The organism is Methylobacterium sp. 001424705 (genome assembly GCF_059816145.1).
Map to the genome: position 1 here is coordinate 42,484 of NZ_JCBANU010000019.1, position 13,592 is coordinate 56,075.

Annotated in this window: 14 protein-coding genes; 11 read left to right on the forward strand and 3 right to left on the reverse strand. The window is 64.9% G+C overall.

The features are described 5' to 3' along the window. Nucleotides 1–6: 6 nt before the first annotated feature. The 3 genes from AC6EUL_RS15025 to AC6EUL_RS15035 form a co-directional block, all read right to left on the reverse strand. Nucleotides 7–1,566: a formate dehydrogenase beta subunit gene (locus tag AC6EUL_RS15025; protein WP_056269561.1), complete on the reverse strand. Its 1,560-nt coding sequence runs from the start codon at nt 1,564–1,566 to the stop codon at nt 7–9. Continuing rightward, nucleotides 1,563–2,036, reverse strand: a complete 474-nt coding sequence (locus AC6EUL_RS15030) for a formate dehydrogenase subunit gamma (RefSeq protein ID WP_056217326.1) — start codon at nt 2,034–2,036, stop codon at nt 1,563–1,565. Before AC6EUL_RS15030 ends, AC6EUL_RS15025 begins: the two co-directional genes overlap by 4 nt. 167 nt (nt 2,037–2,203) lie before the next feature. After that, entirely contained in the window at nt 2,204–3,112 is a 909-nt protein-coding gene (locus AC6EUL_RS15035) for a LysR family transcriptional regulator (RefSeq protein ID WP_499871002.1), read from the reverse strand. A gap of 314 nt (nt 3,113–3,426) precedes the next feature. Here AC6EUL_RS15035 and coxB point away from each other — a divergent pair, with 314 nt between their 5' ends. From coxB to AC6EUL_RS15090, 11 genes are all read left to right on the forward strand, one after another. Next, nucleotides 3,427–4,266 carry a cytochrome c oxidase subunit II gene (coxB, locus tag AC6EUL_RS15040; RefSeq protein WP_499871004.1) on the forward strand — a complete coding sequence of 280 codons (840 nt, stop codon included), beginning with the start codon at nt 3,427–3,429 and terminating at the stop codon, nt 4,264–4,266. 89 nt (nt 4,267–4,355) lie between these two features. After that, on the forward strand, nt 4,356–5,987 hold the full coding sequence (gene ctaD / locus AC6EUL_RS15045; RefSeq protein WP_056269564.1) for a cytochrome c oxidase subunit I: 1,632 nt from the start codon (nt 4,356–4,358) through the stop codon (nt 5,985–5,987). A gap of 177 nt (nt 5,988–6,164) precedes the next feature. Then, nucleotides 6,165–7,115, forward strand: coding sequence for a heme o synthase (locus tag AC6EUL_RS15050; RefSeq protein ID WP_056217316.1), 951 nt, complete (start codon nt 6,165–6,167; stop codon nt 7,113–7,115). Next, nucleotides 7,112–7,285, forward strand: a complete 174-nt coding sequence (locus AC6EUL_RS15055) for a cytochrome c oxidase system small membrane protein (RefSeq protein ID WP_499871007.1) — start codon at nt 7,112–7,114, stop codon at nt 7,283–7,285. Before AC6EUL_RS15050 ends, AC6EUL_RS15055 begins: the two co-directional genes overlap by 4 nt. Before the next feature lie 28 nt (nt 7,286–7,313). After that, entirely contained in the window at nt 7,314–7,928 is a 615-nt protein-coding gene (locus tag AC6EUL_RS15060; RefSeq protein ID WP_499871009.1) for a cytochrome c oxidase assembly protein, read from the forward strand. A gap of 137 nt (nt 7,929–8,065) precedes the next feature. Further along, the gene (locus AC6EUL_RS15065) at nt 8,066–8,923 is read left to right on the forward strand and encodes a cytochrome c oxidase subunit 3 (protein ID WP_056217308.1); all 858 of its coding nucleotides are present in this window, start codon (nt 8,066–8,068) and stop codon (nt 8,921–8,923) included. 134 nt (nt 8,924–9,057) lie between these two features. Further along, nucleotides 9,058–9,426, forward strand: coding sequence for a DUF983 domain-containing protein (locus tag AC6EUL_RS15070; protein WP_056217306.1), 369 nt, complete (start codon nt 9,058–9,060; stop codon nt 9,424–9,426). A gap of 2 nt (nt 9,427–9,428) precedes the next feature. Continuing rightward, nucleotides 9,429–10,190: an SURF1 family protein gene (locus AC6EUL_RS15075; protein ID WP_499871012.1), complete on the forward strand. Its 762-nt coding sequence runs from the start codon at nt 9,429–9,431 to the stop codon at nt 10,188–10,190. An 86-nt stretch (nt 10,191–10,276) separates the two neighbouring features. After that, a complete protein-coding gene (locus AC6EUL_RS15080) occupies nt 10,277–10,693 on the forward strand; it encodes a DUF4864 domain-containing protein (RefSeq protein ID WP_056380094.1) in 417 nt (138 codons plus the stop codon). Nucleotides 10,694–10,759: 66 nt separating this feature from the next. Further along, nucleotides 10,760–12,172: a threonine synthase gene (thrC, locus tag AC6EUL_RS15085; protein ID WP_499871015.1), complete on the forward strand. Its 1,413-nt coding sequence runs from the start codon at nt 10,760–10,762 to the stop codon at nt 12,170–12,172. A gap of 6 nt (nt 12,173–12,178) precedes the next feature. Further along, complete coding sequence (locus AC6EUL_RS15090; RefSeq protein ID WP_499871017.1) at nt 12,179–13,474, forward strand: M16 family metallopeptidase; 1,296 nt, start codon at nt 12,179–12,181, stop codon at nt 13,472–13,474. The last annotated feature ends 118 nt before the right edge of the window (nt 13,475–13,592 follow it).

A 13,592-nucleotide genomic window follows, 5' to 3' on the forward strand; every position in this document is an offset into this window, starting at 1 on the left:
GCCTCCTTATTCAGCTGCGACGGACATCGGTCCGCGCTGCTGGAAATCTTCGGGGAAGTGGGTGATGGCGCTCATGACGGGCATCGGCGTCAGACCGCCCATGGCGCACAGCGAACCGTCGGTCATCACGTCGCAGAGGTCGGCGACCACGGCGAGATTTTCGGTCGGCCGGATCCCGGCGATGACCTTGTCCATGGTCTCGACGCCGCGGGTTGCGCCAATGCGACAGGGTGTGCACTTGCCACAGGATTCCACGGCGCAGAACTCGAACGCGAAGCGCGCCTGCTTGGCCATGTCGACGGTGTCGTCGAAGACGACGATACCGCCGTGGCCGACGAGACCCTTGTTGGCCGCCATCGCTTCGTAATCGAGCGGCGTGTCGAGGAGGTGGTCGGGGAAGTAGGCGCCCAGAGGGCCACCCACCTGGACCGCGCGAACCGGACGCCCGCTCTGCGTGCCGCCGCCAAAATCCTCGATGATCTCGCGCAATGTGATGCCGAAGGCGTACTCGATCAGTCCGCCGTGCTTGATGTTGCCGGCGAGCTGGATCGCGAGGGTACCGAGCGAGCGATCCATGCCGTACTCGGCATAGGCCTTGGCGCCATGCTGTAGGATGTAGGGCACGGCCGTGAAGGTCATCACGTTATTGACGAGCGTCGGCTGGCCGAGAAAGCCCTTCAGGGCCGGAATCGGCGGCTTGGCGCGCACGATGCCGCGGCGGCCCTCCAGGCTCTCGAGCAGGGACGTTTCCTCGCCGCAGATGTAGGCGCCGGCGCCGAGGCGAACTTCCAGATGAAAGGCCTTGCCGGAGTTCAGTACGTTCTCGCCGAGGACGCCGGCCCTGATGCCGTTGGCGATCGCCTCCTTGAGGGTCGCGAAGGCCTGAGGATACTCGGAGCGCAGGTAAATGTAGCCGCGGGTTGCATCCGTGGCGAGACCCGCGATGGTCATACCCTCGATAAGGTTGAAGGGGTCGCCCTCCATCATCATGCGATCGGCGAAGGTTCCAGAATCCCCCTCATCGGCATTGCAAATTACGTATTTCTGCTCTGCCTGAGCGAGCATCACCGTGTTCCACTTAATCCCGGCAGGGAACCCGGCGCCACCGCGGCCACGAAGACCGGATTCACGCACTTCCGCGACGATGCCGGCCGCGTCGAGCTTCAAGGCAGCTTCGAGGCCCCGGTAGCCGCCATGCGCTCGGTAATCCTCGACCGAGACCGGATCGACCACGCCGCAGCGTTGAAAGGTGAGCCGATGCTGACGCGCGAGATAGGGGATCTCCTCCGGTCGCCCGAGGCGGAGGGGATGGGCACCGCCCTCGACGAGGCCCGCATCGAGGAGGCTGTCGATGTCGGCAGGTGTCACCGGTCCATAAGCGATACGGCCCCCCGGCGTTGCGACCTCGATCATCGGCTCGAGCCACAAGAGGCCCCGGGACCCGGTGCGGACGATCGTGATGTCGAGGCCACGGCGCTCAGCGCCGGCGAACAGCGCGCGGGCCACGCGATTGGCGCCGAGCCCGAGGGCCACGGCATCGCGCGGAACGGTGATCGTGATGCTCACGATGTCATCTCCGTCAGGGCGGCTTCGAGGGAATCGGCGGTGAGCCGGGCCAAAGGCTCGTCGTCCACGAGGGCTCCGGGACCGTTTGCGCAGAGACCGAGGCAGTAGACAGGCTCGACCGTGACCTGGCCGTCGGCGGTCGTCCCGTGCCAGTCGACCCCGAAACGCGACAGAATCTGGGCGTGCAGCGCGTCCGAGCCCATGGCCTGACAGGCCTCGGCGCGGCAGAGTTTCACCTGGTGGCGCCCCACCGGCGCGCGCCGGAAATCGTGATAGAAGGTGATGCATCCATGCACCTCGGCACGCGATAGGTTCAGCGCGTCGGCAATCAGCGGCACAGCACCTTCGTCGACGTAGCCAAAGGTCTCCTGCAGCGCATGGAGGATCGGGAGCGTCGCCCCCTCCAGGTGGATATGTTCGGCGATGATCCTGGCGGCCCGCGGCTCGTTCCAGGGTTCGTTCGGCACCATTATTCCTACCCGGACTGAGATTGTTCTCGTTCCAAGGTGGTATATCGCCAACCCCCGATCAATCGCACTGATCGGTGGATCGACAACGGATTTTTGTCGGAAACGAATTCTGCGACGCGAAAAGGCATCGCAACCCCGGTCCCTCATGCCGAGTCGTCAAGCTTTTCTCACAGCGCGTCGATCATTTGGGTAATGGACGAAGCAACGGCCCGCGCTTCCACGATCAGCCCCGCGCAGAGGGGCGTCATCGGTTCGCGTTCCGGCACCACGAGACCGACAACGTGGCTGAGATCCGGATCGATGATCGGCACGGCTCTGACGCGGTCATTCAGACGGAACGTGTCGGCGAGAACCGCCGGCATGATGCTCGCCCATTTGGCTGTGCGAACGTGGGTCAGGAGAACGATCATCGAGTTGGACTCGAGAAGCGGTGCGGATTCCGTTCCCGCGTTGAGAAGCTGCCGGTCGATGATCCGCCGGTTCTGCATATCCGGGGTCAACAGACACAGAGGCAGGCTCGCCACCTCGTCCCACGTCACCGATTCCCGTTCGCCGAACACCCCGTCGATCGCGGTCAGCAGGCGGTAGCGCTCCCGATAGAGCGGCACGGCGGTCAAACGGCCGAGGGGCTCGTTCTCGAGATAGGTGATGCCGGCATCGATCTCGAGATCGGCGATCAGGCGCCCGATTTCCCCGGAGGTCGTCGATTGGACAGAAAAGCGGACGTTCGGGTGGCGCGCCCGGAACGGCGTCGTGAGCGCGGCGACGATCGGAGTCGCCGTCGGGATTGCCGCGAGTCGAAGCGTTCCCGAAAGACCGCGCCGCAGACTCGCAACCTCCTCTCGCAGCGCCCGCGCATCTCCGACGATGCGGCGCGCCCATTCGAGAACGCGCTCGCCTTCCGGAGTGAACCCCTGGAAACGCGAGCCCCGTTGCACGAGAAGCACACCGAGCCGTTCTTCCAACTGCTTCACGCCCGCTGAGAGGGTCTGCTGAGAGACGTTGCAGACCTGGGCAGCCCGGCCGAAGTGACGCTCGCGGGCGAGAGCCAGGATGAATTCCAGTCGATCGATCACGCGCGACCCCACAGCCGGCCTCGAAGCCGGGCGACGCTTCCTCACCTGGCATGATGAATACCGGAGGACACGTTACCGAGGCTGCGACATTTCGATAGACGGTGAACAGCCTGAGTCGAGACCTTCGAGCGGTCTGATGCGACGCTGTTGCGGTTGCGCGCCTCACGCCCTTGTGGTCTGACACGCCAATCGGCCCGACGTGGGTTCTTACCCGCAAACGGCCCGCGATCCGCGAAATGCACTTGCGATTTAGAACAAACCCAGCAAGACGCGCGGCATCGACGATCACAATCACGGGGAGCCACGAGAGGCACATGCGGACGACGCAGGCGCAACACCGGTCATCATGGGGGCTTGCCGCGCTCGGCGCGTTCCTCGTTTCTTCGTCATCGGCTCTCGCGGCCGGCATCGGCCAGCCCGTGCCGTGGCAGATGGACCGTCAGGTCGCCGTCACGGAGAACGCCCGGGATATCCACTCGTTCGAGCACGGGATGCATTGGCTGTCGTTTGGCATCTCGCTGTTCGTGCTCGGCCTGATCCTCTATTGCGTCTTCCGCTTCAGCGAGAAGGCGAACCCGACGCCTTCGAAGACCACGCACAACACCATGATCGAGGTGGCCTGGACCATCGTCCCGGTGCTGATCCTGGTCGCCGTCGCGATCCCGTCGTTCCGCCTGCTGCGCACGCAGCTCTCCGATCCCAAGGCCGACGTCCTCGTGAAGGTCATCGGCCATGCGTGGTACTGGTCCTACGAGTACCCGGCTGTGGAAAACGGGGGCGGCTTCACCTTCGATGCCAACCTCGACGAGGACAAGCAGCCCAAGCTGCTGGGCACCGACAACGACATGGTCGTACCGGTGAACAAGATCGTGAAGATCCAGGTCACCGCCGCCGACGTGATGCACTCCTGGGCGATGCCGTCCTTCGGCTTCAAGATCGACGCCGTTCCGGGCCGCCTGAACCAGTTCTGGTTCAAGGCGGAGCGTGAGGGCACCTACCACGGCCAGTGCTCCGAGCTCTGCGGCGCCCGACATGCCTATATGCCGATCACGGTTCAGGTCGTGAGCGAGGAGGCCTACGCCAAGTGGCTCGCCGAGGGTAAGACCAAGTTCGCCCGCATCAACGACCCGTCGAAGTTCGCCGACGCCCGGTAGGGGCGCGGATCCCGGACCCGGGCCCTCGAGCGGCGCCCGGATCCACCCATCGAGATGATCACGAGAAACCTGGACTAAGGTCTGCATCCATGGCGAACGCCGCTGCACATACGGGGCATCACGACGCCCACGACCACCACATGCCCTCCTTCTTCTCCCGCTGGTTCCTGTCCACGAACCATAAGGACATCGGCACCCTCTACCTGTTGTTCGCATTCTGCGCGGGCATCATGGGTGCGTTCCTCTCCTTCGGCATCCGCATGGAGATGGAAGAGCCCGGCCTCCAGTACTTCGCCAATCCCGGCACCTACAACGTGTTCGTGACCGGCCACGGCCTCATCATGGTGTTCTTCATGGTGATGCCCGCCCTGATCGGCGGCTTCGGCAACTGGTTCGTGCCCCTCATGATCGGCGCGCCCGACATGGCGTTCCCGCGCATGAACAATGTCTCGTTCTGGCTCACGGTCGCAGGCTTCCTCAGCCTCGTCTGTTCGCTGTTCGTGGAAGGCGCCCCCGGCTCCTCCGGCGCCGGCACCGGCTGGACCGTCTACCCGCCCCTGTCGAGCTCCGGCCACCCGGGACCGGCCGTGGATTTCGCGATCTTCGCCCTTCACCTTTCCGGCGCCGGCTCGATCCTTGGCGCGATCAACTTCATCACCACCATCCTGAACATGCGCGCGCCGGGCATGACCCTGCACAAGATGCCACTGTTCGCCTGGTCGATGCTCGTGACCGCGTTCCTACTCCTCCTGTCGCTGCCGGTGCTCGCCGGTGCGATCACGATGCTCCTTACCGACCGCAACTTCGGCACGACCTTCTTCGACCCGGCCGGCGGCGGCGATCCGGTGCTCTACCAGCACCTGTTCTGGTTCTTCGGTCACCCCGAAGTCTACATCATGATCCTGCCGGCCTTCGGCATCGTCTCGCACATCATCTCGACCTTCTCGCGCAAGCCCGTCTTCGGCTACCTTGCCATGGCCTACGCCATGGTTGCCATCGGCGTCGTCGGCTTCGTCGTGTGGGCGCACCACATGTACACCGTCGGCCTGTCGCTTCAGACGCAGTCCTACTTCGTCTTCGCCACGATGGTCATCGCGGTGCCCACGGGGGTGAAAATCTTCTCCTGGATCGCGACGATGTGGGGTGGTTCGATCCGCTTCACCGCTGCCATGCACTGGGCGGTCGGCTTCATCTTCCTGTTCACGGTCGGCGGCGTCACCGGCGTCGTCCTCGCGAACTCAGCGGTCGATAAGTACCTGCACGACACCTACTACGTCGTGGCGCACTTCCATTACGTGCTCTCGCTCGGTGCGGTGTTCATCATCTTCGCCGGCGTCTACTACTGGTTCCCGAAGATGACCGGTCACATCATCCCCGAATGGGCCGGCAAGCTGCACTTCTGGCTCGCCTTCATCGGGGCGAACGTCCTGTTCTTCCCGATGCACTTCCTCGGCCTCGCCGGCATGCCGCGCCGCTACGCCGACTACCCGGAGGCCTTCGCGGGCTGGCACAAGGTCTCCACCTGGGGTGGACACATCTTCGCCCTCGGCATGGTGGTGTTCTTCATCGGCGTCGTCCTGGCCTTCCGCTCCAGCCGGCGCGCCGCCGACAATCCGTGGGGTGAGGGTGCGACGACACTGGAGTGGACCCTGTCCTCTCCCCCGCCCTTCCACCAGTTCGAGACCCTGCCTCGGATCATCGACGAGCCGGGCCACCACTGAAGCTGCTTTAAGCTTCGAGGATTGCGAGGACCGCGCGAGCGGTCCTCGCTCTTTCCAGGAGGCCCCGGTCAAGCTCTCGGAGTTCACTCTGCGTGTTTGCCCGAGGCCTCCCGCAAAGGGCGGCGCCGCGCGGCGCGATCCGAAGCCCCACCAAACACAAAACCGTATCGGGACCCCATGACGAGCCTGTCGAACAGCCTATCCGCTGGCGCCGAGCCGCAAGTTCTGTCGCCGGTCGGCGGCGAGGTGTCGGACTTCTTCGCCCTGCTGAAGCCGCGGGTGATGGTGCTGGTCATCTTCACCGCCCTAGTCGGCATGCTGGTCTCGAACGTCCATATCCAACCGGTCGTCGGCTCCATCTCGCTACTGATGATCGCCGTAGGCGCAGGCGCCTCAGGCTGCCTGAACATGTGGTGGGATGCCGACATCGACGCCGTGATGACCCGGACCGCCAAGCGTCCGATCCCGGATGGTCGTATCCGCCCGGATGAGGCGCTGGCCTTCGGCATCGTCCTGTCGGTGGGCTCGGTGCTTGTCCTTGGCCTTGCCTCCAACTGGCTGGCCGCCGGACTCCTCGCCTTCACGATCGTCTTCTACGCCGTCGTCTATTCGATGTGGCTCAAGCGCGCGACGCCGCAGAACATCGTCATCGGCGGCGCCGCCGGCGCCCTCCCCCCGATGGTCGGCCAGGCGGCCGTCACCGGAACCGTCGGCGTCGAGTCGTTGGTGTTGTTCATGATCATCTTCATCTGGACGCCCCCGCATTTCTGGGCCCTGGCCCTCATCAAGTCCGCCGACTATGCCAAGGCGGGCATCCCGATGATGCCGAACGTTGCCGGGCCGGATTCAACTCGTCGCCAGATCATCGCCTACTCGATCCTGCTTTTCCCCCTGGGCCTCGCGCCCGTCGCCCTTGGTTTCGGTGGGTGGCTCTACGCGGTCACTGCGTTGCTGGGCGGTCTCGGGATGCTGGCCTTCAGCGTCCACGTGTTTCGCAATCGTGAGGGCGAGCCGGAGCGCAAGGCGGCGATGGGCATGTTCGGGTTCTCGATTCTGCACCTCTTCCTGATGTTTGCGGCCTTGCTCGCCGAGCAGAGCCTCGGCCTTTTCCGCGCGGTGAACCTGTGAGCGATCGCACCGGGCCGCCGGGGACGCCCCGCCCGCTGACGCCCGAGGAGTCGCGGCGCCGGCGCAAGCGCTCCATCGCCATCGCGGCGGTCCTGTTCGCCCTGGTGACCATCTTTTACGTGCTCACAATCGCGAAGCTCGGGCCGCAGGTCCTCAACCGTCCGATCTGATCGCGCCGGACAACGGAGTACGCTTCTGATGGCCGACCCCAGACATGCGCCACCGCGTGGAACCGGCCGCAAGGCCGGTGTGACGGCCTTGGCCTGCGCAGGCCTCGCCTTCGGGATGATCGGCCTCGCCTTCGCGTCGGTGCCGCTCTACGACATGTTCTGCAAGGCGACCGGCTACGACGGGACGCCGCGTACGGGCCTAGCCCCGACCGCTGCGGCGATCGACGACAGCATGGTGGTCCACTTCGACACCAATGTGTCGTCGGCCCTGCCCTGGCGCTTCCAGGCCGAGTCGCCGAAGGTTGAGGCCCGGCTCGGCGAGACCAAGACCGTCTTTTTCCGCGTGAAGAACACCGGCAGCACGCCTTCCACCGGCATAGCGACCTTCAACGTTCAGCCGGGTCTGATGGGCAGCTTCTTCGTCAAGGTGCAGTGCTTCTGCTTCAACGAGCAGACCCTGCAGCCAGGCGAGACGATGGATTTCCCGGTGGTGTTCTACATCGACCCCGAGGTCCGCAAGGACTCGAACACCGCACATCTGTCGGAGATGACGCTCTCCTATACCTACTTCGCTTCGAAGAACGGGCAGCCCACGGCCGCGCTTGCGACAACGGGCGGCACGGGGACGAAGTCGAATTTTTGACGGCGCAAGCGTGACAACAGTGCGCGACCCTGGGTAAGGGTTTGCCACAACAATCCGGGGCAACCCGGTCAGGACGATGCATTCAGTGGATCGAGGGCCGGCGACGGTCCGGAGGTCGGGGGTAGGAGAAGAGTTCAATGGCCGAGGCGCACGCCAAAAATCACGACTTCCACATTCTGGCCCCGAGTCCCTGGCCGCTGATCGGCGCGTTCTCGGGCTTCCTGATGGCGTTCGGCGCCGTGTTCTGGATGAAGAGCCTTCAGATTGGCACCCTGACCCCGGGCCCCTACATCTTCGGCGCAGGAACGCTCGGCGTTCTCTACACCATGTTTGCCTGGTGGAAGGACGTCGTGCACGAGGCCAACACGGGCGATCACACCCGTGTCGTGCAGCTGCACCACCGCTACGGTATGATCATGTTCATCGCCTCCGAGGTGATGTTCTTCGTCGCGTGGTTCTGGGCCTATTTCGAAGCGGCGCTCTACACCGCCGATCCGATCCAGGCCTCGCGCGTCGACTTCACGGGCGGCACCTGGCCGCCGAAGGGCATCGAGGCGTTCGACCCGTGGCATCTGCCCCTTCTCAATACCCTGATCCTGCTCACCTCCGGTACGACGATCACCTGGGCGCACCACGCATTGCTGCACGATGATCGGAAGGGCCTGAAGTACGGCCTCTGGCTGACGATCATCCTGGGCGTTCTGTTCTCCGCTTGCCAAGCCTACGAGTACGCACACGCCCATTTCGGCTTCTCCGGCAGCATTTACTCGTCAACCTTCTTCATGGCGACGGGCTTCCACGGCTTCCACGTCATCATCGGCACGATCTTCCTCGCGATCTGCCTCTACCGCGCCTATCTCGGTCAGTTCACCACCCGACAGCATCTCGGCTTCGAATTCGCTGCCTGGTACTGGCACTTCGTCGATGTGGTCTGGCTGTTCCTGTTCGCCTCGATCTACGTCTGGGGCGCCGGCGTCGGTCACGCGGCTCATTGAGCCCGGCTTGCACCGCATGCCAGTGTTGAAGAGGGCGGCGCGAGCCGCCCTTTTTCATGCTCGTGCCTGAAGCGCGCACCTTCCATGCCCATATGAATTGATACGGCGCAGCGCCGTACGAGGAGTTCTCCATCTTGGACGCATCGCGGCCGAAGCCTTCCCCCGTCTCCGCCGGCTTGCGCGGCCGTTGTCCCCGTTGTGGCGAGGGGCATATGTTCGACGGATTCCTCACATTCCGCCCCTCCTGCGAGGTCTGCGACCTCGACTATGGCAGTTTCAATTCCGGAGACGGCCCTGCTTTCTTCGTCATGTCGATCGTCGGCATCATCGTCGTCGGGCTGGCTCTCTGGATGGAGATCACCTACGAGCCGCCGATCTGGGTTCATGCCCTGGTGGCCGGCACCCTGTCGATCGGCCTCAGCCTTCTCCTGGTGCGGCCGCTGAAGGGCGTCCTCGCGGCCCTGCAATTCACCAACAAGGCCGAGCAAGGACGCTTCCGTTAACCATGGCTTCGCCCCTCCGTCCCGGCGCTTGGCGCAGCATTTTGATGCCCAGCCTCGTTTCACTGATCTGCCTCGCGATTCTTCTCGGCCTCGGAGTCTGGCAGCTCGCGCGCAAGGGCGAGAAGGAAGCCCTAATCACGCGCATCCTGGCGCGATCGAAGGTCGAGCCGCCAGCCGCGCTTCCATTGCCGCAGGGTTGGGATCCAGCCCGGGACGAGTTCCGGCGTGTCCGCATCACCGGCCGGTTTCGGCACGAAGCCGAGACGCTGGTCCACGGTCTCGCCGCGGGCGAGGTTCCGGGGCGAGCCCTTCAGGGCTATTACCTCCTAACGCCCTTCCTGCTCAAGGATGGTGGCACCATCCTTATCAACCGCGGCTTCGTGCCCACCGAGTTGAAGGCGCCCGCAAACCGCGCGGCCGGGCAGGTCGAGGGCGTCACCACCGTTACCGGCATACTCCGGGGGTCCGAACCACGAACGATGTTCGTGCCAGCGCCGGACCCGGCACGGAACGAATGGTTTAACCGCGACATCGCCGGCATCAGCGCTTCACGCGGCCTCCCCGATCCCCGGCCCTACCTCGTCGAGGCGGATGCGACGCCGAACCCGGGCGGCTGGCCGAAGGGTGGTCAGCTCCGGGTCGATCTGCCGAACAACCACTTGCAATACGCCTTCACGTGGTTCGGGATCGCGGCGTGCCTCGTCGGCGTGTTCGGGGTCTTCGCTTGGCGCCGGCTCCACGAGGATCAGCCCCCCGCGCAATAGTGACGCGTGCGGCCGAAAACTTGCTTCGTCCGCGCATGTGTTCCAGCTTATCTTCGAACGAGCGGTTACGTTACGGAGTGGGCCCCATGCGCACCATCCTCCTGATCCTGATAACGATGTGGATTCCTTCGACAGCCTTCGCGGTGGACGCAGCCGCCCGGGATGCCGCGAAGGCCACGGTGGAACGCCAGATCGAAGCATTCCGTCGAGACGATGCGGCTACGGCCTACGCCCAGGCCGCGCCCGCGATCCAGGGACTCTTTCCCTCTCCCGAGACCTTCATCGCAATGGTCCGACAGGGCTACGGCGCCGTCTACCGAAATCGGCGCTACAGCGTGGATCGCATCGAGGATGCCGGGGACGACGGCGTGGCCCTCGGCGTCACCTTGCAGGATGAGGACGGGGCCGATTGGGCTGCTCTCTACAGCCTGGAGAAGCAGCCGGACGGCGCTTGGCGGATCACGGGATGCCGCCTGACGAGGGCCCCGGGCAGCAACGCCTGACGACGTCCAAGACTTTCGACACGCCCGCCGACATCGTGTAGACGGAGCGCCTTCCTGGAGGCCCCCTTGCTTCACGTCTCGACCCGCGGCGCCGCGGCGCCCCTCAGCTTTTCCGACGCCCTTCTCGCCGGCCTTGCGCGCGACGGCGGGCTCTACGTGCCCGAAAGCTGGCCGCAGATCACCAGACCGGCGATCGCCGGTCTAGCAGGCCTGCGCTATGCCGATGCCGCCAAGACCGTTCTACGCCCGCTCATCGACGGGGAGATCGCGGACGTGGACCTCGATCGCATGATCGAGGAGGCCTACGCCACCTTCCGTCACCCGGCGGTCTGCCCCCTTACCCAGCTCGACGACAACCTGTTCCTGCTGGAACTCTTCCACGGCCCGACGCTCGCGTTCAAGGACGTGGCGATGCAACTCCTTGGGCGCCTGATGGACCATGTCCTGCGCGCCCGCGATGCAAGGGCTACCATCGTGGGCGCGACGTCGGGCGATACCGGCAGCGCCGCGGTGGAGGCCTTTCGCGGTCTCGATCAGGTCGACATCTTCATCCTGTTCCCAGAAGGGCGCGTGTCCGAAGTCCAGCGCCGGCAGATGACGTCGGTGGGGGCACACAACGTTCACGCCATCGCCATCGACGGCAACTTCGACGATTGTCAGAACATCGTCAAAGCCCTGTTTCAGCACGCTGATTTCGCCGACGACGTTCGGCTCTCGGGCGTCAATTCAATCAATTGGGCCCGGGTCGCCGCGCAGGCGGTCTACTACTTCACCTCGGCCGTGGCCCTGGGCGCCCCCCATCGGCCGATCTCCTTCGCAGTTCCAACCGGAAATTTCGGAGACATTCTCGCCGGCTGGGTCGCCAAGCGCATGGGACTGCCGATCGAGCGCCTGATGATCGGAACCAATGCCAACGACATCCTGGCCCGGACACTCGAGCATGGTGCTTACGAGGTCCGCGGCGTGCAGCCGACCACCTCGCCCTCGATGGACATCCAGATCTCGTCGAACTTCGAGCGCCTGCTGTTCGAAGCTCTGGGGCGCGATTCCACGAGCCTCGGCCGGCTGATGGCCGGGCTGAAGCAGTCGGGCGGCTTTCACCTCGATCCGTCGGTTCTGAAGACCGTGCGCAGCGAGTTCGACGCCACCGCCGTCGCCGAGCCGGAAGTCATGGCTGAGATCGCCCGCACCCATGCGGAGACCGGACACGTCATCGATCCCCACAGCGCCATCGGTGTGCATGCGGCACGCAAGCTCTTGCGCCAGGATCCGCGCACGCCGGTCGTCGCGCTCGCCACCGCGCACGCCGCCAAGTTCCCCGACGCCGTCGCGAAGGCGATCGGCGGGCGGCGTCCTGAGCTTCCGCCGCACCTCGCCGACTTGATGGACCGTAAGGAGACCTTCTCGCGCGTTGCCAACGATCAGGCGGCGGTCGAGACCTTCATCCGCGAGCGCGCCCGCATCACCAAGGGAGCGTAACGGCTCATGAACCAGCATTTCGCCACGCACGGTGCATCGCCCGATCTCAAGATCACCAAGCTCGACAATGGGGTCACCGTCGTCACCGAGGCGATGCCGGGCGTCGCGACGGCGACGCTCGGCGTCTGGGTCGGTGCCGGCTCGCGTCATGAGCGCACCGACGAGGGCGGTCTAAGCCACCTCATCGAACATATGGCTTTCAAGGGCACCAAGACCCGGTCCGCTCGCCGCATCGCCGAGGATATCGAGAATGTGGGCGGCGACATCAACGCCGCGACGAGTGCCGAGGGAACGAGTTACACCGCACGCGTGCTTGGCGAGGATGCGAGCGTCGCCCTCGACGTGATCGGAGACATCCTCACGGGTTCGGTCTTCGATGCCGGCGAGCTTGCCCGCGAGAAGAGCGTGATCTTGCAGGAATATGCGGCGATCGAGGATACACCAGACGACGTCGTCTACGAGGCCTTCACCGAGGCGGCATTTCCGAACCAGCCAATGGGCCGTCCGATCATCGGCACGCCCGAGACGATCAACAGCTTCGACCGAGACGCGATCGAAGCCTACATCGCCCGGGAATACACGCCCGATCGCATCGTCCTGGCTGCGGCGGGCGCCATCGGACATGACCAGATCGTCGAATCGGCATCGCGCTATTTCGGCGACTTGAAGCCGATGCAGGCGCCCGAGACGGTGCCGGGGATCTATGGCGGCGGCGAGAAGCGGCTGCCGAAGAAACTCGAGCAGGCCAACGTCGTCCTCGGCCTGCCGGGCCTGTCGTTTCGCGACGACGATTACTACGCGCTCCACATCTTCGCGCAGGTGCTGGGCGGCGGCCTGACCTCGCGGCTGTGGCACGAGGTGCGCGAGACGCGTGGCCTTGCCTACGAAATCCAGTCCTTCCATTGGGCATTCTACGATTGCGGCCTGTTCGGCATCGGTGCCGGCACATCGGGGGGTGACCTCGCCGAGCTGATGGACGTGACGCTGGACGCAACGATCCGCGCCGCGGCGGATGCCGACACGATCGAAGTCGCTCGGGCAAAGGCGCAGCTCAAGGTCGCGCTGCTCTCCGCCCTGGAGACGCCCGGCGGCCGGATCGAGCGCAATGCCCGACAGATCCTGGCCTGGGGCCGCGTCATCCCGGCCAGCGAGGTGATCGCCAAGGTGGATGCGGTGACGGTCGAGGACGTCCGCCAGGCTGGTCGCCGCCTGCTGAAGGGCGCTCCGACCCTGGCCGCCATCGGTCCGATCAAGAAGCTTCCGACCCTCGATCGCATCGCGGCGGCGCTGCAGGCGGCATGAGCTTGGCCGACGCGGCTTGTTTTGGCCGCAAAGGCAGGCGATCGAAATTCATCGGCGCCACGGTTCACAAACGGTGAACGCCGTCGCGCAAGGCGACCGTTCGCCTTGCTCGTCGAGG